The following is a 23,344-nucleotide window of genomic DNA, read 5'->3' as shown; positions in this document are numbered from 1 at the left end:
CATGATCCTCAATAGCATGCAAGTCATATTTCCATTTTTTTCATTACGCGTCCATCAAAAAAAGCAGGAGCACCCTCGCGCCCCCGCTCTTCCCTATCCTGTGGGCTTATCCACATCTCTCAAAAACTGCTTTTCAAATTCTGCGGCTTTAATCGGTTTACTGAAGAAATAACCCTGAGCCTCGTGACAATGTTGATTGCGAAGAAAGACCATCTGATCTTCGTTCTCCACGCCCTCCGCAGTCACTTTCAATTGTAAATGATGCGCCATTGAAGTGATGGTAGATACAATCGCAGCGTTATTGCTGTCCTCCATGACTTCATTAACGAACGAACGGTCAATCTTGAGCCGATCAATCGGCAGATCCTTCAGATAGTGCAACGAGCTGTATCCCGTTCCAAAATCATCAATACTGATATGCACACCAATTTCTTTGATTTTGCGCAACTGTTCGAAGGATCGGTCTTTGTCAAATGTCATACTCTCTGTAATCTCCAGTTCAAGCCATACAGGCTCCAGCCCTGTCTCTTTTAGAATGCCATTGATATTGTCCAATAAATGGGAATGTCTGAATTGTCTCATCGACAGATTCACTGACACACACAGTTTACGATAACCGGCTTCCTGCCACTGTTTGTTCTGTGCACATGCTTCACGAAGCACCCATTCGCCAAGCGGCACAATGAGCCCGCTTTCTTCTGCCAGCGGAATAAATTCCGCCGGAGATACCGAGCCTCGCTGTGGATGCTGCCAACGCACCAATGCTTCCATGCCCACGATTAGCCCACTCTGCAGATTAACCTGCGGCTGGTAGACGAGGTAGAACTGACCTCGATCCAACGCCTTGCGCAGATCATTCTCAAGCTGCAAACGCTCCTGTGCCTTCATCTGCATTGCATGGGCAAAACGATTCAGTTCCATTCCCTGTTCCTTTGCACTATGCAGAGCCGTATCTGCATTCTGAATAATCTCCTGCGGCGACTCACCATCATGTGGGAAAATGGCCATCCCGATTCCAAGTGTAAGATGATACTCATTGCCATCAACCAAGACCGGCTTCTCAAAAAGTTGCAGAATGGATCTTGTCCGACGCAACGCCGTATCAGTTGAACTAAAATCCCTCATCGTCAATGCAAACTCATCTCTTCCCAAACCAAAAACTTCTTCTCCTGGAAGTGACGAATGTTTCAGTCGTTGACCTACCTGACGCAAAACCCGGTTAGCTGCTTGCTGTCCGAGCGAATCATTAATGGTCTTGAACCGATTAATATTCAGGACCAGTACACCAACAAGCTGTTCCTCCACCACGGCATCATCCATCATCTTTTTCAACTGTTGTGAAAGACGACGACGGTTTGGAAGTCCTGTTACATCATCATGATGAGCAATATAGTTCATCTTGGCTTCCGCGACCTGCTGTTGCAGAAAAGGCGTGTCCACTACGGAAGTATACAGTCCTTTTTGAATGAAAAAATATGCCATACAATTACTCAGCAATCCTAACAGCAGATTGAGATCATTCACCCCAGTTGCTGAAACAAAATAACATTCACCAAAAAAGAAACACAGAATGCCACATAGAATGGTTGGTAGATCACCATCATTGGTTTTTTTCCATTGTACAAACAAAAGAACTGCAATAATGCCATAGAGCAGTCCGACCATAAAATGAACGCGGGTGAAGATACCACCAAGCACTTCCCCATCAAGCATACTTGGTAACATACTCCATTCCTGAATAGCCAGTATGTACAAAATAACAAAGGTACCCAATGTCCCACTGAACAGTAAGAATTTGCGTGGTAATGCAATTTCTTTCTCATTTAAGGTATACACGAGCAGTAAACCTACGGAACATACCAAAGATCCCATGGTTGTCATCATTAAGGAGAACTCCGATTCCATCATGGCTCCATTTGGAATCTCTTCTGCAAATGAAACGATATGAACCAGTTCAAACAGACCAATCAATAAAAAGAGTGTTGTCAATAATGTCCTGCGAAGAGTTAGCTTCTGTGTCCGAAATAACCAGCTTTGATTGTAGATGCCGATACAAGCCGCTGCCGCAGCGAATCCACCCAAGAGTGTCAAAACCGGGTAACCCGATATGATCAGATCAGAGCTTGAAGAAGAACGAAACCATTGACTTGCGAGGAAACACAATAAGCCGCAAACAGCGACCCAACTTATTTTTCTCTGATCTTGCAGATTAACCTTCATGCCGTGTTTTCCTTCCCGGGATCACCTATCCTGAATTACATTAACCAAACTTAACAGCTTATTACACAATTCGACAAAAAAACATATTAACCAACGTTCAATTCACATGCATACACATGCTATCTGGTACATAATAACATTTAATTCTACATACGTGAACTAAAAAATAGTCACTCATAGGAATATTTATTCATAAATATAGAGAAAAACAAGGCATTAAGAACTAAAAAAACATGGATCTCCAGTTAGAGTCCATGTTCTCCTAATTTGCAACTGTATTTCAGACTATATTACTTATCAAAATTCACTTCTGGTGTTGTTAATTTATCATAGAAATCAACAACCTTATCCTTGTCTTCCGATGAGCGAATCGCCATCGCTGAACGTGGATGCTCGTCCAACGCACCTGTAATCATGTAAGGCAGAATGTAACCCCATTCTTCTTTTTCTCTCAGTGGAACCATCAACTGTTCCAATACCCCAAGTACTGGACGCAGATTGTATTTTGTTCCCTTCAGATGAGCTACCAGCAATTCGGTTGGACAGTTTCCTGCCGCACGTCCCATACCATACACAGAAGCATCAAGCAGCTCAACGCCGAGTTCCGCCGCAACCAATGTGTTAGAAAACGCAAGCTGCATATTATTATGTGTGTGAACACCAAGACGTTTGTTAGGCAAATGAGTCTTGAACTTCTCTACCAGATATTTCACATCATTATGATCCAGACTACCGTAAGAATCTACAATGTAGACAACATCCACAGCACTTTCTTTGATCAATTCAAATGCTTCCAGCAACTCATTCTCCATGACATTAGAGAGTGCCATAATATTAAGTGTAGTTTCATATCCACGATCATGGAATGTTTGAACCAGCGCAAGTGCCTTATCTACATCTTTGCTGTAGCAGGCAACCCGGATCAGATCCAGCATGCTCTCGCTGCGTGGCAAGATATCATTCTCGTCCACACGTCCAACGTCAACCAGTGCAGACAGTTTGGTATTGCCTTTTTGAGGAATCACTTTACGCAAGAAATCATCATTCAGAAAACGCCATGGTCCTGCTTCCTCGGCACCTTTCAGTAACTTCGGAGAGTTTTTATATCCAATTTCCATATAATCAACGCCAGCTTCATTCAATCCAGCATACAGCTGTTGAACAAAGTCCACGCTAAAGTCCCAATTATTTACCAATCCGCCATCACGGATCGTACAATCTACAATTTTGCAATGATTTGTCTTCATTAATGTCTGCTCCTTTTCTGACCAACTTGTGTATTCCTCTCATGATACTTGAACGTGACAAGAAAAGTAAAGGGATTCCGGACTTATTTACTTCGATAAGATTTCCAGATTCGGTCAATCTCAACCATATCGGATTGATCCGGAACCTTTTCTCCATACCGCACGCTGTTATACGTATCAGGAAGTCTCGCAGACAGCTCATCTTCTTCTAGCCTTACACCATTCTGAATAATGGTCTGTGCAGCCTCGAGCGGAGTGTGCGTCCCCTGTATTCCCACTCCTCGATGAGTAGCTCTATCAATCCAAGTCCGATAGTAATACCGAACACGTTCAGCATCCTGTGCAGGTACCACTTCTTTTTTCCGAAACCAATTCTTTCGGACTTTTGCTGGCGCATCAAGCGTCTCACTGACATCGATATACTCCGTCCGTGGTTCTGCCTTCTTTTCACCTGGTTGTAACATCCCCTTGAATCGATCCATAAGTCTGTTTATCGTTTTTTGACCCAACCTCAGAAGCAGCCACAGGATTGCTCCTGCTACAGCACACATCACTACCCACCCCAGAATGTTCCAGAGGACTGAAGGCTCGGATGGGGGCTCTCTCCAGTCATTCGGGATATTTATCGGCTGATTGGGGTTGTCCATAGGCAATTGTGGCTCCTCGCCGGAAATCGGACCAAACCATCCCCTGATCCATGCGAGCAAGCGGTCACGTAGTGGCCCCAACCAGGCTGCCAGACTTGGGAAAGCACCGATCGCGACGATGACAATAAACATCCACATGAACCGCTGATGATTCGCACGTGCAAAATCTCGTAATACCAATCTTCTCTTGCCGTCATTGAGCATTGCCTGATCCAGTTGCAGCATATATCGTCCAACCAGCCAAAAGGCAAAGCTGATCACTCCAGCAATATAAATCCATAGGGTATAGGTTCGTATCGGCTGCATGAATTCTAATGAATTCGAAGCAATCATAAGTACAATTGCACTGATTACACCCATAATCTGCAAGCGCCATAACATTACAGAATGAAAGACTGGCTGGAAGGTCAGACCTGCATAAGCCGAGATAACTCCGCACAGTACCAATGTGATGATATCCGGCAACGGGAGAATGAGGCTCATCCCAACAACGAGTCCGAAGAAAAATCCTACGATGAGTGCCGTTACTCCACGAATAAATGTACTTTTCTCGCTAAAATCCGGTATTTTATGCTGAATGAATTGTCCCAACCAACCCACGAGAACAACCAGGATGAATAATATATACGGCAAATGTTCCATGGCATAGAATGAAGCGAGCGTAAATATCGGGAATAGGTATATACCAGCCATCAAGACGGCAAACATCGCTATGAGTCCCTTGGTCGTCGCTGCCTGTCTGCTGCTCATGCACTCACCGCCTTCGTATTACCCTTTACGTCTTCTACCGGGAGAATTGTCACACGATGTCCTTGTTCGTGCAGACGTGCAATCTCATGCTCCATAGCGGCAGATACATAGGATGTAATCAGCAGATAGCTGCGGATTTGCTGTGCTTCTTCATTCAGCCGTACTTCATCATTCAGGAATTGCTCCATGGGTACCATGCATTTCAGCTCTGTCTCCGCCATAGCTTCCAGTAACCGTTCCAGATGGGGTGTACCATAATCCGGCTCTATCCGAAGTGTATCGCGGCCTCCACCCACATGATAACCATTATGGGCGAAGCCTGCCGGCAATCCTCTACCGATGGCATCCACTGCAGCCGTGGCAGCGTAACGGAGTGCCCGTTCAATCTTTTCCGGTCGAGTGACAACACTCCACATATCTGCAGATTCCTGAATATTCACTACAATCCAGGATTGCGGATCAGCTGTCCACCCCTGCTTGTAGACTTGTAATTCACCTGTACGTGCACTCGCTTTCCAGTGAATACGATTCATGGGGTCGCCTGCGCCATAAGGCCGAACACCCAGAATCAAGAAAGGATCTTCAACGATCCATCGTGATACTTCCACTTCTCCCTGCCATACCTGATAAATTGCAGGAAGATCCTCTGCATTCACTAATGAAGGATACACGACCATAGACATTTGCAAAGGAATCGGTTTGGTGGAACGCCACACGCCAAAGAGATCCCCACCTGTCATCGTTGCTGTATTTAATGGATAAATCCCACGCTGAGTACATGCAAAAGGATGCTTGCGCGTAATACGAGTAAACGGTTTCAACGTAAAAATACTCTTATGGTTCTGATAGATTTCGCCTTGGCTAATATCCATACCTGAACCGGAACGAAATACAAACGACACCGGCATCATCGACTCAAGTCTGAGCCACGGTACGGAGACCCGTTTCTCATTCGATATCGTCTCCACCATCTCAAGTTCATCTCCAGCGTAACAACGCAGCTTGCTGAATTGTCTGCTGTACTTGAGCTTTCGCAGTGCAGGGCGTCCGAACCACACACCATGTATAACAACGACAATGCCTCCAACAAGGACAAGCCATAATAATGCCATAAGATTAACGCCCGCTTGTAGCGAGATTCTCCGTAGGCACTTCTGTCTGATTCAGAAGTTCCTGGATGATACGCTCAGCCAAGCCCTCTTGTTGTCTGACCCGGTTACGGAATACAAGTCGGTGGGCCAGCACAGGTTCCGCCAGAACTTTAATATCATCAGGCAAAACAAAGTCTCTGCCATGCAGTGCAGCCCATGCCTGACTTGCCTTGAGTAATGCCTGAGCCCCTCGTGGACTTACGCCAAGCGAGAGCTCGGGATGTTGCCTTGTGGCTTCAGTTAACTGAATGATATATCGTAGCAAATCTTCGTTGATTTGCACTGTTTTATACGTATCCTGTGCCTTTAAAAGTTCTTCACGACTGATCACTGCCGTGAGATCATCAACAGAACGGCTGGCTACCGTACGTCTCAAAATTTCTACACTCTCTTCACTGCTTGGATAACCCATGCGAATTTTCATCATAAAACGATCCATCTGAGCCTCAGGTAGCGGAAAAGTTCCCTGGTTATCTACGGGGTTCTGGGTGGCAATAACGATAAATGGCCGTTCCAGCTGTCTCGTTGAGCCGTCGATACTGATCTGGCGCTCTTCCATGCACTCCAGCAAGCTTGATTGCGTACGTGGTGTAGCCCGGTTAATTTCATCGGCTAGTACAAGATTGGCAAACAAGGGCCCCGGTCTGAATTCAAAATCACCTTCTTTTTGATTAAAAAAATGAATTCCTGTTAAGTCAGAGGGCAGCAAGTCCGGTGTAAACTGTATACGTTGGAATGTGCAGTCCAATGAAGAGGCTACCGATTTGGCGAGCATCGTTTTCCCGGTACCCGGTACATCCTCCAGCAGCACATGTCCTGACGCTATAATCGCTGTCATCACCAGCTCTATGGTATGCTCTTTTCCCACAATCACTTTCCCCACGTGATCCATCAATTGTTGATTCATTCGTTCCATTCCTTGGATTTCCATCTGCATCTCATCCTTCCGTTATGGAGCTTATGTATTCGCATTCATTACTAACTATAACCCTAATTGGCAACATAAAACAAAGGAGTCGGCAAATGGCCGACTCCTTGACTCCCCGCTCTTCTCAAAATACCAAAGGTAACATAATCATAAACCGCGTACCTTCGCCTTTTTTGCTATCCACAGAGATGGTACCTCCATGGTTCTTGATGATTCGGTAACTCACGGAGAGTCCAAGCCCTGTTCCGCTCTCCTTGGTCGTGAAGAATGGGTCAAACAGACGTACAAGCGTGTTATGGTCCATCCCATGACCGTTATCCGCGATGGAGATCTGCACGAACTTGTTTTCCGTGGCAGTAGATATTCGAATTAGACCGGTATGTTCTTCGCCGACTTCCTCAATGGCATCCATTGCATTTTTCACCATATTCAAAATAACCTGCTTAATCTGTTTGACATCAATGGACACATTCAGCGGGGCATCCCCTTCATCCAGTATGATCTCGCATCCCTTCATCAAACCTTCGCTTTCTGTCAGCAAGACCACCTCTTTGAGTAAAGAGTCGACGGACATCACGGTCTTTTGTGGAGCCGACGGTTTGGAAGAATTCAAAAATTCGTAGATGATGTCGTTCGCCCGATCAATCTCCGTCAATATGATCCGCGCGTACTCGTCTTTGCCGAGCTGTAGCAAATGGGGCCTGAGCAATTGGATGAACCCACGGATTGCAGTCAACGGATTACGAATTTCATGAGCAATAGATGCTGAAATCCGCCCCAGCATCGCAAGTTTGTCATTTTGATAAGCGGTCTGTTCAATTTGTTTATAATCAGATACATCTTTGACGCTGAACAAAAAGTCCCCATCCATCTGATCACCGTACGTCACAGTAACCAGCCAATGCCTTCCGTATTCATCAATCAACTCATGATAGCGCTTACGGTGAAAAATGGTTTCCCGATAAATACGTAAAATTTTCTTTTTCTTGAATCGGCTCATCTGCGGATGATGCAGCATTTGCATCAGGGTGCAGCCGCTCAACAGACTTCTCGGAAGTTCCAACAACTTTGCCATCTGAACGTTAATAAACGTCAATACACCGTGACTGTCAAACAACATAATACCGCTATCCAGATGTTCCAGTACATTCTCGTACTTGTTGTTATCCAGATGCACAGGCGGGAATCCATCCGTTGGTTGAGGCACTGTATCCTGAAATTCACTAATCATGTCAGGTTCCTCCTTTTCACGTAAATGATAAACTTGCCATTCGGACATCATATCATCACAGAAACAGGAAGGGCCGATTTTATTTTTCATTACCGGTGCCCTTTCGTTGGGGGGCTGAGCGCCGAAAATATGGATGGCATGTCCGGAACTCAAGCTGGTCTATTCCCGGTAACCAACAGTCGATCCGGAAAATCATATACGTTTGTTCCATTCTGACCTTCTCCTATTCCCAAACACGAACATTTTTTGCTCCGCCTCTTTTGCAAGTCTGCTTTTATCATAGACAAGTTTATAGAAGAGAGTCAATCGGAGAAAGTGTCGAATGGAAATTATTTTAAAAAAAACCTCGAATTAGTTCCAGAAACAAAGCACAAAAACGAAGCCGTTTCACCCAGGGGCAAATCAGCTTCGTTTTTAATATCTTTAATTTGTGATATATCCGAGATCATCTATAGTCCGGTCTTATTATGCTGAATTTTCAGTCTGCGCTGACTCATTACAGCTAATCGACGTTTAAGTTCGCTTTCCCACTTCTCGTCTTTAGTTTCTTTGGCAAGCCTGAGCAAATCCAGAGCCATATCAATCTGGCGCTGTACAATGACCATGGCATCCTCGCTCTCACGGTTTACACAGTTTTCGAAAATGGCATCCTCATCTTCTGTAACATAATCTTGAAAGTCGATCTCGGATGCACCGTCTCCATGCGCATATTCAGCCAGAATTTCGTACTCGTTCTCCACTTTATAATGCACCTCAACCCGGTGACACACCGGGCAAAACAGCAGGGGAACATTATGAACCTGGGTGCGGTAATGCTTCAGCGTGCCCTTCGTTCCAACCATACTTGCCCCACAACAGTAACTCATTTTTGTTCACCCTCCTTATTACGTGCCGGGACTTTTTTTGTTAAAATGCAATCCCGTACACTTCCAGCACTTCCGAAAAGGTAGTTCCATCAGTGTATCACATTCATGTACAGATTATAAATGCAGAGCACCGGAATATTTACCGGGTTTCCATACCCTATTCGCCTTAAAGGCCATCAATTCCTCTTTCAGCAGATAAAAAGAAGACTTTCTTCTAATATATTATTAACACGCTTGGCTGCTTGTTCAAACACTTTTGATTAACTTCGTGATAACTTCTGGCAAAAGGGTGCAAAAAGCCCTCAATCCCTAACGGGATGAGGGCTTGAAGAAAAACCGTTCAAGTTAACCTGGCCTTACAGGTTATTGTCGCCTGGTTTCCAGTTCATTGCACACAATCCGCCGGATTGCAGTGCTTGCAGTACGCGAAGTGTTTCTTCAACACTACGGCCTACATCGTTGTGGTTAACCACTTGATATTTCAATTCGCCTTCTGGATCGATGATGAACAGGCCGCGCAATGCTACGCCTTCTTCTTCGATCAGAACGCCGTAATCTTTAGCCACTTGCTTCGTGATGTCAGAAGCCAGCGGGAAATTCAATTGACCCAGACCATTGCTGTCTACAGGTGTGTTGATCCATGCTTTGTGGCTGTGTACGGAGTCTACGCTCACGCCAAGGATTTCTGTATCCAAAGCTTTGAATTGCTCGGAAGCAACGCTCAAAGCTGTAATTTCAGTTGGGCACACAAATGTGAAGTCCAAAGGATAAAAGAAGAATACAAGCCATTTGCCACGATAATCGGACAGTTTAACGGAACCGAAATCTTGTCCGTCTCCTGATACTGTTTCCATTGCGAAATCCGGTGCTGGTCTACCAACCAAACGTTCTGCCATAACTAAAAATTCCTCCTTTGGGATTATGTAAGCATCCTTACGGATTGCTCATCATCAAGAAAAACGCGAACGTTTTTCCTGTAATTAAAATGATTTGATACTTGATAACAAGTACAAGTAAAATGTTATCATCCGGACTTCCCAAAGTCAAGATTATAAACATTATTTTTTTATAATAATTATAAATAAGGATTTTTCGTGGCAAAAATGATAAAGGAACAGCCCTCTGTACATTCCATAATTGGAAACAAAGGGCTGCCTGTTGTTGGTCCTATAATTACGCTTGTTTCTGAATAGCCGCCACGATCAAATCGCCCATTTCGGTCGTGCTGATCGCTGTGCTCTTGTCTACAGCAATATCACTCGTGCGGTGTCCTGCGTTCAATACATCCGACACAGCTGCTTCAATAGCATCTGCACCTTCTGCATAACCAAAGGTTGTGCGGAACATCAACGCCAAAGAGAGAATGGTTGCAATCGGATTAGCGAGGCCTTGACCTGCGATATCCGGTGCAGAACCGTGTACCGGTTCATATAGTCCGAAGCTGCCTTCTCCCAGTGATGCAGATGCAAGCATACCGATGGAACCCGTCAGCATCGCTGCTTCATCACTCAAGATATCTCCGAACATGTTTTCCGTTACAATAACATCAAAGCTGGCTGGACGACGAAGCAATTGCATCGCGCAGTTGTCTACCAACACATGCTCCAGTTCAACATCCGGATAATCAGGTGCTACCCGATTCACAACTTCACGCCAGAGACGGGAGGTTTCCAAGACGTTGGCTTTGTCTACAGAAGCCAGCTTTTTGCGACGTCCTTGCGCAATTTCGAATGCCTGACGAACGATCCGCTCCACTTCTGTTACATTATATGCACAAGTATCTACTGCCTCTTCACCCTGTGCACTTTCACGTCTGAACTTCTCACCGAAGTAGATACCACCTGTCAATTCACGTACTACCATCAGATCAGTACCTTCAAGTACTTCCGGCTTCAACGTTGAAGCATCTTTCAAGCAATCAAATACGACAGCCGGACGCAGGTTAGAGAACAATCCGAGTGCTTTGCGAATACCCAGCAGGCCTGTTTCCGGGCGAAGTTCCTTGCTGTTATTATCCCATTTTGGACCGCCAACCGCTCCAAGCAGGACTGCATCTGCACTTTTACATACGCTCAGTGTTTCTTCCGGAAGAGGTGTACCCTTCTCATCAATCGCGATTCCGCCAAACAGGGCGTGCTCTGTCTCAAAACGATAACCGAATACTTCCTCCGTACGTTTAAGAACTTTCTCAGCCTCAGCTACGACTTCAGGTCCGATTCCGTCACCTGCAATAACTGCAATTTTTTTCACGTCTGCCATTGGGTTGTCCACTCCTTATATTTCATTCATTAATTATTCATAAAGTAACGTCTCATATTAACTCTCTCTTTTGTATCATATTCCAAGGTCATTTGACCAAGATATACAATCTATGACTTTAATAGATTTTACCTATAAGCTAATAGAGATTAGTTTTCGCAAGTTGTTCCGACCCTCCGAGTAAGGTAAAATATAGCTGAATTCAAATCAGGTACGCAGGAGGGATAAGCAACATGCAATATTCGTATTTGGGTAAATCAGGTCTCAAGGTCAGTCGAATCTGTCTCGGTACCATGAATTTCGGGCCTGCTACAGATGAAAAAGAAGCTTTCCGCATTATGGACGAAGCACTCGATGCAGGGGTGAACTTTTTTGATACCGCTAACATTTACGGTTGGGGTGAAAATTCCGGTCTTACCGAAGAAATTATCGGACGCTGGTTCAACCAGGGTGGTGGCAGACGCGAGAAAGTAGTTCTGGCCACCAAAGTCTATGGCTCCATGCATGATGATACAGATGGCCCCAACAACGAAGCTGGCCTCTCCGCCTACAAAATCAGACGGCATCTAGAGGGTTCCCTCCGCCGCTTGCAGACCGATCATATCGAGCTGTACCAGATGCACCATGTTGACCCAGCCGTATCATGGAATGAACTGTGGGGCGCATTTGAGAATGCCGTTCATCAAGGTAAAATCGGTTATGTAGGATCGAGTAACTTTGCTGCATGGCAGATCGCAATCGCTCAAAGCGAAGCCAATAATCGTCATTTCCTCGGCCTGGTATCCGAACAACATAAATATAGCCTCAACTGTCGTTTGCCTGAGTTGGAAGTACTGCCTGCTGCCAAAGAACTGGGCCTCGGCGTCATTCCATGGAGTCCACTGGATGGTGGATTACTGGGACGTAACGCTCTTCAGAAGCTGGAGGGAACACGCAGCGGCGGCATCGCGGGACGAATTGAACAGCAACAGACTCAGCTTGAAGACTTCGCAGCACTCTGTCGTGATCTCGGCGAACCACAGGATACAGTGGCATTGGCCTGGGTTGCAGCCAATCCGGCAGTGACCGCCCCGATTATCGGACCGCGTACACTGGAGCAGTTTGAGACCGCACTCAAATGTCTGGATGTGACTCTGGATGAAGCCGTGCTCAAACGTCTGGATGAGATTTTTCCGGGTCCAGGTGGACATGCACCTAATGCATACGCGTGGTAATAGCTTGATAGCGTAAAGTAATGCAATAAGTTACCGTAGAGAATGCACTGTGTTGCCATAATCATATAAAATACAAGCAAAAGAGTCTGACCCTCCATAGGAGAGTCAGACTCTTTACGTACCTCACTGAACGGAACAAAACAGCTCGAACGATCTTCTATACCCATTCAAAATGAGATAGATCGTACTGTCAGCATACATGTGTCCTAGCTATAATTTCCAGTTCAATGAAGGGTTTGTCCTGCTGCACCGGAATGCAGCCTACAGGTTCACATTTACACGATTTGTGTATGTCTTGCGTTTCTCAATTAATTGATTCAGACCGTCCACATAGGCACGTGCACTTGCACCCAATATATCTGTGCTTACACCACGTCCTTGTACCGAAACCTGATTTTGAGTCAGCACAACATGCACTTCACCCAATGCATCCTTACCATGTGTTACCGATTTGATGGAATAGTCAGACAACGTTACGTCTTCCCCACTCACTTGGTCAATCGCATTGTAGATTGCATCTACCGATCCATTACCCTCTGCTTGCTTCTCAACCGTACCCCCGTCAAGTGTCGCAATGCGTACTTTGGCTGTGGGTACCGATTCATCTCCGTACGTAACAAAGATCGATTCCAGTTTATACACCTCAGGTGCATCCTGCAATTTCTCTTCAATCACGGCAAGCAGATCTTCGTCAGTAACTTCTTTCTTCTTATCAGCCAGTTCTTTGAACTGGGCAAAAGCCCGATTCAATGCTTCTTCGTCCAGCTCATATCCCAGATCAATCAACCGCTCACGGAAGGCATGACGACCAGAATGTTTACCCAGTACAAGCTTGCTTTCCTTCAGACCGATAGACTCTGGCGTCATAATCTCATATGTTGTTTTTTCCTTCAGCATGCCGTCCTGGTGAATTCCGGATTCATGTGCGAAGGCGTTCGCCCCAACAATGGCTTTGTTTCCTGGCACAACCATACCTGTCAAACGGCTAACCAAACGACTGGTCCGTGCAATCTCAGACAACTGCAGTGAAGTTTTCGCCTGGAAAAACTCCTGACGTGTCTCCAGCGCCATAGCAATTTCCTCGATCGCCGTGTTGCCTGCACGTTCACCAATGCCATTGATCGTACCTTCGATCTGATCGGCTCCGTTGAGAATAGCTGCAAGGGTATTGGCGGTCGCCATACCCAGGTCATTATGACAGTGGGCACTCAGCTGTACCTTTTCAATATCGTGCACATTCTCCTTGAGATGTTTGAAAATGTTTCCGTATTCATATGGGCTCAGGTAACCAACCGTATCCGGAATATTCACAACGGCTGCACCTTCTTCAACAGCCATGTTCACCATTTCCACGAGGAAATCATACTCGGTACGGCCTGCATCCTCAAGTGAGAACTCGATCTTCGAAAATGTTTTCTTCGCATAACGAATCGCGGAACGAGCTGTATCCAGTACCTGTCCTTTGTCCATACGTAATTTATGTTGGCGGTGAATAGGAGAAGTTGCCAGGAACACGTGAATGCACGGGTCCTGTGCGCCTTTAAGTGCTTCCTTAACCGCATCAATGTCTTGCTCTCTGGAACGGGACAAGCCAATTACAGTCACATTTTTAACCGCTTTTGCTACTGCATTGACAGCTGCCAGGTCACCTGGAGATGCCGCCGGGAAACCAGCTTCCATCCGGTCAATGCCAAGCCGCTCGAGCTGATGGGCAATTTCCACCTTTTCACGAGTGTTCAGATTGACTCCCGGGGATTGCTCTCCATCACGCAGCGTTGTGTCAAATACATAGATTTTACGCACGCTTCGCACCTCCTGTACTTGTATTATAATGTTTCTCTGAACCAGCAATAGCGGCTCACGCATAAGCACGGCCGCTATTCCCAGTTAAAGCTCTAAGTTTACTTGAATACCTTAAAGTGCAGGTTCTAAAAGTTAATGCTTACTTCTTGATCCAGTGCATCATCTCACGCAATTGTCCGCCAACCACTTCGATTGGGTGTTCAGCTTCGTTACGACGAGTTGCTGTCAAGAATGCACGTCCGGATTGGTTCTCCAAGATGAAGTCGCGTGCGAATTTACCTTGTTGGATATCCGTCAGCACTTCTTTCATTGCTTTCTTCGTATCTTCAGTTACAACGCGAGGTCCAGTTACATAGTCACCGTACTCAGCTGTGTTACTGATGGAATCACGCATACTTGCAAGTCCGCCTTCATACATCATGTCAACGATCAGCTTCAGTTCGTGCAGACATTCGAAGTATGCCATTTCAGGAGCGTAACCCGCTTCTGTCAATGTTTCGAATCCAGCTTTTACCAATGCACTTACGCCACCACACAGAACAGCTTGCTCACCGAACAAATCTGTTTCTGTTTCTTCACGGAAGGAAGTTTCGATAACCCCTGCGCGTGTACAACCGATACCTTTAGCATAAGCCAAACCGATTTCTTTTGCTTTACCCGTTGCATCTTGCTCGATCGCGATCAGGCCCGGTACACCAAAACCTTCCACATAAGTACGACGTACCATGTGACCAGGGGACTTAGGAGCTACCAGCAATACATCGCTGTTTTTTGGAGCAACGATTTGACCGAAATGAACGTTGAAACCGTGGGAGAAGAGCAGTGCAGCGCCTTCTTTGAGGTTTGGTTCGATTTCGTTTTTGTATACAGAAGCTTGAGTTTCGTCAGGGAGCAAGATTTGAACTACATCTGCGCGGCTTGTTGCTTCAGCCGGGGACAGAACTTCAAATCCGTCATTTTTTGCAGTGTCGAAGGATTTACCTTCACGAAGTCCGATGACTACGTTCAATCCGCTATCACGAAGGTTTTGCGCTTGGGCGTGGCCCTGGCTACCATAACCGATTACCGCGATCGTTTTTCCTTTCAATACGTTAAGCTCTGCATCCTGTTCATAATAAGTAGTTACTGGCATGTTTATAAGTCCTCCTTTGTATTGTAAAGAACCCTTCATTAATGAGCGGGTGTCTCAAGGGACCGACTCGCTTGGAGTGTCCAAAGCATCTCAGGTCTGATCGATCCGTTCAGACACCCGCCCATTAATGCGGGAATGTATCTATCTTTTCAAGCGTTACATCACTAAAATGTTAAATTGCAGCTGTTAAGGGACTGACACTCACTTAAGATCAACTATATATGTTAGCTAACCGTCGTCCCTCTTCATCATTATAGCTTTATACGTTGCCACGTACCAATGCAGTTATGCCTGTACGGGACAATTCACGAATGCCATATGGCTTGAGCAGTTCAATCATCGCATCAATTTTGTCCGTATCTCCGACCACCTGTACAATCAGGCTGCCTGGACCAACATCTACAACGGATGCGCGGAATGTTTCTACCACACCCAGAATCTCAGGACGCTCGGAAGGCTCTGCTTTAACTTTGATCAGGGCAAGTTCACGGGCTACCATTGGTTTCAGGCTGAAATCAACCACTTTAATCACATCGATGATTTTGTACAATTGTTTCTCAATCTGCTCCAGCGTTTTATCGTCACCAATGGTGACAATAACCATCCGGGAGAGTCCGGGTTCTTCTGATTGACCCACTGTAATACTCTCAATGTTAAATCCGCGTCGACCGAACAACCCTGATACCCGCTGAAGGACGCCTGGCTGATCGTTAACCAATATTGAAATCGTATGTCTAATCATTCGTCAGCATCCCCCATCAGCATTTGATCAATTGTTGCTCCCTGCGGAACCATTGGATATACATTTTCTTCCTTGCGAACTACGAATTCAACAACGACCGGTCCCGGTGTATCCAAAGCTTCCTGCCAAGCACGCTCGGCTTCTTCCTTGTTCGTTGCACGCAAACCTTTTACGCCATAAGCTTCAGCCAATTTTACAAAATCCGGACTTCCTGCCAAATCGATATGACTGTAACGGTTCTCATAGATGATCTCTTGCCATTGGCGAACCATTCCGAGTACCTGATTGTTAATGATCACAATTTTAACCGGTATATTGTTAATGGCACAGATCGCGAGTTCTTGGGAACACATCTGCATTCCGCCGTCACCGTTAATGGAGATAACGAGTCTGTCCGGATTGGCCATCTGAGCACCTATGGCAGAAGGGAATCCAAAGCCCATCGTACCGAGACCACCCGAAGTTACCCATGAACGTGGTTGATTAAATTTGTAATATTGTGCTGCCCACATCTGATGTTGTCCCACATCCGTAGTTACAATCGCTTCACCTTTGGTTGTATCATTCAGCATTTCCACAACCCACTGGGGTTTCAGCACTTCGTCTGAATCGGTATAGCTGTAAGGTTTCTCTTGCTTCCACTGTTTGATCTGATCTCTCCATGCGTCTGCACGCTCGGCACGTCCAACTTCTTTGTTGGCTATTTCCAGTACAGTCTTCACATCACCAACGATTGGAATATCGGTTGCAATGTTTTTACCAATCTCAGCCGGATCGATATCGATATGAACGATCTTGGCATGTGGAGCGAATCCATCCAGCTTGCCTGTAACCCGATCATCGAATCGTGCGCCGATATTAATCAGCAGATCCGCTTGTTGAATAGCCTGATTGGAAGTGTACGTTCCGTGCATACCTGGCATACCCGTCCATAATTCATGACCGCTTGGGAAAGCACCCAAACCAAGGAGAGTCGTTGTAATTGGAATACCTGTCTTCTCAACAAACTCGAACAGTTCTTCATGTCCACCCGAGTACACCACACCGCCACCAGCCAGAATCATTGGACGTTCTGCTTCCTGAATGGCTTGGGCCAAACGGTCAACCTGCAGTTTGTTTGGTACTGTCCGTGGATTGTACCCTCTCAATATAACAGGTTCAGTTGTCGGTTCAAACAATGTTTTGTTCGCTGATACATCTTTCGGTATGTCGATCAGTACAGGACCTTTACGACCGGTATTGGCAATATGGAATGCCTCATGAATTACACTAGACAGATCTTTTACATCTTTTACCAGGTAACTGTGTTTCGTGATTGGCATTGTAATCCCGGTAATGTCCGCTTCCTGGAAAGCATCTGACCCGATCAGGCTCGAAATAACGTTCCCCGTAATGACTACGAGTGGTACTGAATCCATATACGCTGTTGCAATACCCGTAACCAGATTCGTTGCTCCTGGTCCGGAAGTAGCGATGCAGACACCAACTTTGCCGCTTGCACGTGCATATCCGTCAGCTGCATGTATTGCTCCTTGTTCATGACGAGTGAGAACGTGTTTGAAATCCTCGAAACCATACATCGCATCGTAAATGTACAACACTGCGCCGCCCGGGTAACCAAATACGCACTCTACACCTTCAAGTAACAAGCTTCTCAGCAGAATTTCGGATCCGCTAATGACCTCCGGCTTCATCCATTTTTCACGTAATTCATCTGTTGACCGCACTTCTGGAATTTGAGCTCCCATCAGTCATCCTCCTCTCGAAATTTACACCATTCTGACATTTAAAGTTACAAAAAAAACCTTCCATCCCTGCAAACAAGTTCATGCTTGCGAGGGACGAAAGGTTATCGCTTCCGTGGTACCACCCAACTTTGCCCGAAATTTCGCAATAACGGACCTTACCAGGTACAACAAAACGAATAGCTCAAACGAACATAGTCGTTTCCCATACCTGTTGTCTGTAACGCAGACATACGATTTTCCCTAATACGCGAAAGGAGTGACATCCAGTGCTTTTCAGGAAAACAGCTCCGAGGTGAGCTCGTATATAAGGGATAATGGTGGTGGTTTCAGCAATTCCAGCCACTCTCTGAGCAAAAGAGCCCTTAAAACTTCGTCCTCTTCATAGCCGATGAAATATTCTCGTTAAATGTTAGGAACATTATATGATTCCTCCAACCGATAAGTCAATACCTGTTTTGCATAAAAATTCAGAGAACCTTCCTTCCTCCCTCTTCAACCTTTAAGGTTGCCCTAATCTCGGCGCTTCATTCAGTCACCTTTTATCTTGTCTCGGGCATAGGATATACGAGCAGCACGACTGGTCCTGAAAGGAGGCTCCGTATGGTGATTCGGCAACGCACATCCAAGCTGGATGATGGCGCCATCATGAAGCTGATTGACACTCAACTTGTGCCTCTCTCTCACATGAGTGAAAAAGAAATTAACAAAATCCGCAAAGAAATACCCCTGCGAATGAACAGGGGCATGACCTTTGTTGTCTCGCCGGAGCCAGATAAAGCTGCTGTGGCATTCATCCATTTTCTCATGCATGGGGAACTGCTCTATGTCGATATGATGGCTGTTAGCCTGAAAGAACAACGCAAACGTTATGGGCAAACTTTGCTGCTCAAAGCAGAGAGCTTTGCGGCATCCCGGGGTTGTCGAAGATCGAAAGTGATGGTGGATGAAGGCAATACCAAAGGGATTCAGTTTTATCAAAAAAATGGATACAGCGCGATTCGATACATCATGATAAGCCGCTGCTACGAATTGGAAAAAACATTATAGAATATCCTAGAAAAATCCTGGCGGACGTGGCCCAGGTCCATAAGGACCGAATCCAGGACCCGGTCCATATCCGCCACCAGGTCCTCCAGGTCCACCATATCCAGGTCCGTAACCTGGGCCATATCCATGGCCTGGTTTTGGTCCTGGTCCATATCCGGGACCGAAGCCGGGACCAGCGCCATAAGCATAAGGCAGTGTGGCAATAGCCAGCAAATCAAATAATACCAGTGGCAGAATCGCTTTTGTGCGTACCTTTTTGCCATTCAGACGCTTCAGTACCAGTTTATTGCCGGATACTTTCAACAGCTTTCCCGTAACCCGAGTGCCGTCTTTTTTGATTGCAACAATATTTTTGCCTATTAATTTCATCGCTTCATCACGCGTAACTTGTAGTTTCATACTTTCCCCTCCTCCTCGGATCGTTCAAAACAGTGTATTCGTCCATGACTGGATTCGCCTGTTTCTTTGTCCCTACCTGAAAATATGGGTATCTGCACGAGAACCAAAGTAAACGTGAAAAAGTGGCTTGCCTACGTTCAAGAAAACAAAAAAGGCCCGCACAAGGCGGACCCTTTTATCAAGCTTTTGGATAATAAATTGACAAGTTGCACATTGCTACCTTTTACCCGGGTCATACGCTTCACCGAGTGCAGACGGAGCCGAAGAACGTCCAACCGCTGCAACAAGAACGATGATGGTAAGCAGGTAAGGCAACATGAAAATAATTTCCTGGGGAATACTTTGTGACCATTCAAACAACTGCACATAGTTTCGGATTGCTTGTGAGAATCCAAAGAAGACAGCCGCACCAAATGCACCAATTGGATTCCACTTACCAAAGATCATAGCTGCAATGGCAATATAACCTTGGCCGGAAACCGTATTGTGTGAGAATGTACCCGTAGTCGTCAACGTGATTGCAGCACCACCAATGGCTGCAAGCGCACCACTGATCATAACGCCAACATAGCGATAACGACGCACTTTAACACCAACCGTATCAGCCGCACTTGGATGTTCACCTACAGAACGAAGGCGCAGACCAAATGGTGTTTTAAACATGATGTAATACGTCAGGAATACGAACAGAATTGCCAGATATGTCGTTGGATATACGTTTTTGAAGAAGGCTTCTCCAAGCAAAGGAATGTCTTTCAAGAATGGCACATCAAACTTGTTGAAGCCTTGAACCAACGGTGAATCACCAGAACCTTCGAACAACAGTTTAACCAAGTACAACGTACTTCCTGCTGCCAAAAAGTTAATGACAATACCACTGATAATCTGGTCTGCCTTAAATGTGATAGACGCAACGGCATGAATCAACGATACCAGTATGCCCAATACAATCGCAAGCAGAACCCCCATCCAGGCCGACGTCGTTCCGCCCATACCCGCTTCTTGAGCATAATGCGCCCCGATACCAGCTGCAAAGGCACCGAAGACCATAAAGCCTTCAAGTCCAAGATTCGTTACCCCTGATTTTTCCGAAAAAATTCCGCCGAGTGATGCAAAAATCAATGCCGTAGCAAAGACAAGCGTCGTATTGATAATTTGCCCAATTGTCAACAAGTCCATCTACAACACCTTCTCTTTCTTACGCTTCGAATAGAACGGTTTAAGTATCCAGCGCACGATGCCTTGTGCCGCAATGAAGAAGATAATCGAACCGATCACAATCCGAATAATCTCAGGCGGAACATCCGCAGCAAAACTCATACCTGCAGATCCGTACGTGAGGGTACCAAACAACACTGCCCCCAATAACACCCCAAACGGATGATTCAAACCAATCAGGGCAACCGCAATTCCGTCAAAGCCTGTTCCCGGTGAACCCGACATTACGGTTTGGTATTGGAACACACCAAGAACCTGGAAGGCACCACCAAGACCCGCAAGCATACCACTGATAAACATCGCTTTTACGATATTCCGGTTAACATGCATACCTGCATATTCAGCCGCATTAGGGTTGTAACCTACCGCGCGGATTTCATAACCTTGTTTTGTTTTCCACATATAGATATAAAAGAGCACAGCCATCACAAGGGCAATTAACGTCCCCATGTGTACACGGGAATTGCCCATCAGTTCAGAGAGCCATGTCAAACTAATCGAAGCCGATTCGCTGATATCCACGGAACGATTCTCGCCCTTCAACAGTAAGAATTGGCGTACGATAAGGTTCGCCAGATACAGACCAATCCAGTTCAACATGATACTACTGATAACTTCATTGACCCCACGTGCCGCCTTCAGATAACCAGCAATAGCGGCCCACAGACCACCAAATAATGCACCGGCAATCAAAGCCAGTGGCGCATGAAGGTAGATCGGCAAACCTGCAAACTTAACACCAACAAATGTTGCAGCGGTCATACCAACGAGAAATTGACCTTCTCCCCCGATGTTAAACAACCCTGCACGTGATGCAAATGCAAATGCAAGTCCAGTCATAATTAGTGGTGTCATTTCCCGTACTGCTTCACCAAAGTTGTACATGTCGCCAAATACCTTGGTGAACAATGCACCATAGGCTTCGATTGGATTGTAACCACCAATCAGCATGACAACTCCACCGAGAATAAGACCCATAATAATAGCTACTACAGGCAAAATAAATGAATCTCGCGTAAACCATTTCAATACGTTATTCATGCGCAGTACCTCTCTTTTGGGTGCTGCCCGCCATCATCAAGCCGAGCTCCCTGTCATTGGTTTCTTCCGGCAGCACCTCGCCAACGATCTGTCCTTCATAAATAACAGCAATTCGGTCAGATACATTGATAATCTCATCAAGCTCAAATGAAATCAGTAGAACAGCCTTCCCTTGATCGCGCTGTGCAATCAGTTGCTTTTGCACGAACTCAATAGCCCCTACATCCAAACCACGTGTTGGTTGCGCAGCGATAAGCAGTTCAGGGTTTTTATCTACCTCACGGGCGATAATGGCCTTTTGCTGGTTTCCTCCGGACAAGGACCGAGCTTTGGTCTCGATGCTTGGTGTACGTACGTCAAATGCCTCAACAAGTCGTTTCGCTTGCTGTTTGATGGCATCGAAGTTAAGGAAACCTTTACGGGTGTATGGTGCTTTATAATACGATTCCAGAACGATATTTTCACTCACTGAAAAATCAAGTACAAGTCCGTGTTTATGTCGATCTTCCGGGATGTGGGCTACACCCGACTCCGAGATATGGCGCGGAGAATGATTGGACAGCTCCTTACCCTCCAAAAGAATCGAACCGCTCTCTACTTTACGAAGTCCGGTAAGAGCTTCAATCAGTTCACTTTGACCGTTACCATCCACGCCTGCAATTCCAACAATTTCTCCAGCACGTACGTTCAGGTTAAGTTGGTTCAATACTGCAATACCTTCTTTATTCTTGGCGGTTAATTTGCTGACTTCAAGCACATTCGCTCCTGGTGTAGCCGGCTTTTTATCTACTTTGAACGTGACATTCCGCCCCACCATTTTCTCTGCCAACTCATTTGGATTGGTTTCCGATGTTTTAACCGAATCAATGACTTTACCCCGACGGATAATCGTTACCGTATCGGAAATTTCCATGATCTCTTTAAGTTTGTGCGTGATCAAAATAATGGACTTTCCTTCAGCTACAAGTTTCTTCATGATGATCATCAGTTCTTTGATCTCTTGAGGAGTCAATACGGCTGTAGGCTCGTCAAAAATCAGAATGTCTGCACCTCGATACAACGTTTTAACAATCTCGACACGTTGCTGCATTCCGACAGAGATATCATGAATTTTGGCATGAGGATTCACCTTAAGTCCATACTGTTCGGAAAGACGCTGAACTTCAGCGGCTGCTTTTTTATAGTTAATATTGAGACCCTTCGTTGGTTCAGATCCCAAAATAATGTTCTCTGTTACCGTGAACGGCTGTACAAGCTTAAAGTGCTGATGCACCATTCCGATGCCAAGATCGATTGCTCGGTTAGGGCTGTCGATGATGACAGGCTTGCCATTCACTTCAATGGAACCTTCATCTGGCTGATAGAGACCAAATACAATATTCATCAACGTTGACTTACCAGCGCCGTTTTCGCCCAGTAGCGCATGGATCTCGCCTTTACGAAGCTGAAGGCTGATGGCGTCGTTGGCAACAATGCCTGGGAAACGCTTCGTAATTTGTTTTAACTCAACGACGGGGGTTGCTGCACCCATGTAATCACCCTTATAACTGATATAGTGTGGTTCCGCAAACGAAAGAAAAGCTCCTACCGGAGCGTTGATACACAGTGACCTTGTACAATTGTTATGATGACTTGATCAAATGTTCCTGTTCTTGCAATCATAAGGCCGGTCAAGACCGGCCCCAATGATTATTCATTTGC

19 protein-coding genes are annotated in these 23,344 nt (G+C 45.8%); 2 read left to right on the top strand and 17 right to left on the bottom strand.

Translation table 11 applies throughout. The features are described 5' to 3' along the window. Positions 1-93: 93 nt before the first annotated feature. The 9 genes from NKT06_RS08865 to leuB all read right to left on the bottom strand — a co-directional run bounded on the left by NKT06_RS08865 (position 94) and on the right by leuB (position 11,299). Positions 94-2,220 (bottom strand): bifunctional diguanylate cyclase/phosphodiesterase, encoded by a 2,127-nt coding sequence (locus NKT06_RS08865; protein WP_253432755.1) that lies wholly within the window; start codon positions 2,218-2,220, stop codon positions 94-96. A 290-nt stretch (positions 2,221-2,510) separates the two neighbouring features. Beyond that, the gene (locus NKT06_RS08860) at positions 2,511-3,467 is read right to left on the bottom strand and encodes an aldolase catalytic domain-containing protein (protein WP_047842252.1); all 957 of its coding nucleotides are present in this window, start codon (positions 3,465-3,467) and stop codon (positions 2,511-2,513) included. Positions 3,468-3,550: 83 nt separating this feature from the next. Continuing rightward, entirely contained in the window at positions 3,551-4,864 is a 1,314-nt protein-coding gene (locus tag NKT06_RS08855; RefSeq protein WP_253432751.1) for a DUF4129 domain-containing protein, read from the bottom strand. Then, complete coding sequence (locus tag NKT06_RS08850; RefSeq protein ID WP_253432748.1) at positions 4,861-5,976, bottom strand: DUF58 domain-containing protein; 1,116 nt, start codon at positions 5,974-5,976, stop codon at positions 4,861-4,863. Before NKT06_RS08850 ends, NKT06_RS08855 begins: the two co-directional genes overlap by 4 nt. Before the next feature lie 4 nt (positions 5,977-5,980). Next, positions 5,981-6,946, bottom strand: coding sequence for an AAA family ATPase (locus tag NKT06_RS08845; protein WP_253432745.1), 966 nt, complete (start codon positions 6,944-6,946; stop codon positions 5,981-5,983). A 121-nt stretch (positions 6,947-7,067) separates the two neighbouring features. Then, on the bottom strand, positions 7,068-8,174 hold the full coding sequence (locus NKT06_RS08840) for a PAS domain-containing sensor histidine kinase (protein ID WP_253432742.1): 1,107 nt from the start codon (positions 8,172-8,174) through the stop codon (positions 7,068-7,070). A 449-nt stretch (positions 8,175-8,623) separates the two neighbouring features. Further along, positions 8,624-9,040: a hypothetical protein gene (locus NKT06_RS08835; protein ID WP_017689649.1), complete on the bottom strand. Its 417-nt coding sequence runs from the start codon at positions 9,038-9,040 to the stop codon at positions 8,624-8,626. Between the two features lie 356 nt (positions 9,041-9,396). Further along, positions 9,397-9,936, bottom strand: a complete 540-nt coding sequence (locus NKT06_RS08830) for a peroxiredoxin (RefSeq protein WP_091032840.1) — start codon at positions 9,934-9,936, stop codon at positions 9,397-9,399. A gap of 277 nt (positions 9,937-10,213) precedes the next feature. Beyond that, positions 10,214-11,299: a 3-isopropylmalate dehydrogenase gene (gene leuB, locus NKT06_RS08825; protein ID WP_253432739.1), complete on the bottom strand. Its 1,086-nt coding sequence runs from the start codon at positions 11,297-11,299 to the stop codon at positions 10,214-10,216. 233 nt (positions 11,300-11,532) lie between these two features. Here leuB and NKT06_RS08820 point away from each other — a divergent pair, with 233 nt between their 5' ends. Next, complete coding sequence (locus NKT06_RS08820) at positions 11,533-12,513, top strand: aldo/keto reductase (protein ID WP_253432737.1); 981 nt, start codon at positions 11,533-11,535, stop codon at positions 12,511-12,513. Between the two features lie 261 nt (positions 12,514-12,774). Here the strand turns inward: NKT06_RS08820 and NKT06_RS08815 are convergent, their stop codons facing one another. The 4 genes from NKT06_RS08815 to ilvB form a co-directional block, all read right to left on the bottom strand. Next, a complete protein-coding gene (locus NKT06_RS08815; protein WP_253432735.1) occupies positions 12,775-14,316 on the bottom strand; it encodes a 2-isopropylmalate synthase in 1,542 nt (513 codons plus the stop codon). A 139-nt stretch (positions 14,317-14,455) separates the two neighbouring features. Next, positions 14,456-15,448 carry a ketol-acid reductoisomerase gene (ilvC, locus tag NKT06_RS08810; RefSeq protein ID WP_062833429.1) on the bottom strand — a complete coding sequence of 331 codons (993 nt, stop codon included), beginning with the start codon at positions 15,446-15,448 and terminating at the stop codon, positions 14,456-14,458. Positions 15,449-15,707: 259 nt separating this feature from the next. Continuing rightward, positions 15,708-16,190 (bottom strand): acetolactate synthase small subunit, encoded by a 483-nt coding sequence (gene ilvN, locus NKT06_RS08805; RefSeq protein ID WP_024628317.1) that lies wholly within the window; start codon positions 16,188-16,190, stop codon positions 15,708-15,710. Next, complete coding sequence (gene ilvB / locus NKT06_RS08800; protein WP_253432732.1) at positions 16,187-17,938, bottom strand: biosynthetic-type acetolactate synthase large subunit; 1,752 nt, start codon at positions 17,936-17,938, stop codon at positions 16,187-16,189. The genes ilvN and ilvB overlap by 4 nt, the downstream gene beginning before the upstream one ends. A gap of 603 nt (positions 17,939-18,541) precedes the next feature. On the opposite strand from ilvB, the gene NKT06_RS08795 reads away from it, so the two are divergent. Continuing rightward, positions 18,542-18,985, top strand: coding sequence for a GNAT family N-acetyltransferase (locus NKT06_RS08795; protein WP_483311614.1), 444 nt, complete (start codon positions 18,542-18,544; stop codon positions 18,983-18,985). A gap of 6 nt (positions 18,986-18,991) precedes the next feature. Here the strand turns inward: NKT06_RS08795 and NKT06_RS08790 are convergent, their stop codons facing one another. The 4 genes from NKT06_RS08790 to NKT06_RS08775 form a co-directional block, all read right to left on the bottom strand. Continuing rightward, on the bottom strand, positions 18,992-19,384 hold the full coding sequence (locus tag NKT06_RS08790) for a hypothetical protein (RefSeq protein ID WP_253432728.1): 393 nt from the start codon (positions 19,382-19,384) through the stop codon (positions 18,992-18,994). A gap of 216 nt (positions 19,385-19,600) precedes the next feature. Next, positions 19,601-20,563: an ABC transporter permease gene (locus NKT06_RS08785; protein ID WP_150364821.1), complete on the bottom strand. Its 963-nt coding sequence runs from the start codon at positions 20,561-20,563 to the stop codon at positions 19,601-19,603. Beyond that, positions 20,564-21,643 (bottom strand): ABC transporter permease, encoded by a 1,080-nt coding sequence (locus NKT06_RS08780; RefSeq protein WP_036610168.1) that lies wholly within the window; start codon positions 21,641-21,643, stop codon positions 20,564-20,566. Beyond that, positions 21,636-23,174 carry an ABC transporter ATP-binding protein gene (locus NKT06_RS08775; RefSeq protein ID WP_124115488.1) on the bottom strand — a complete coding sequence of 513 codons (1,539 nt, stop codon included), beginning with the start codon at positions 23,172-23,174 and terminating at the stop codon, positions 21,636-21,638. The genes NKT06_RS08780 and NKT06_RS08775 overlap by 8 nt, the downstream gene beginning before the upstream one ends. Positions 23,175-23,344: the final 170 nt, after the last annotated feature.

The organism is Paenibacillus sp. 1781tsa1, assembly GCF_024159265.1.
Lineage (GTDB): Bacteria > Bacillota > Bacilli > Paenibacillales > Paenibacillaceae > Paenibacillus.
Note: the sequence above shows the minus strand (reverse complement) of the source record. Positions and strands in the feature narration are given on the sequence as shown.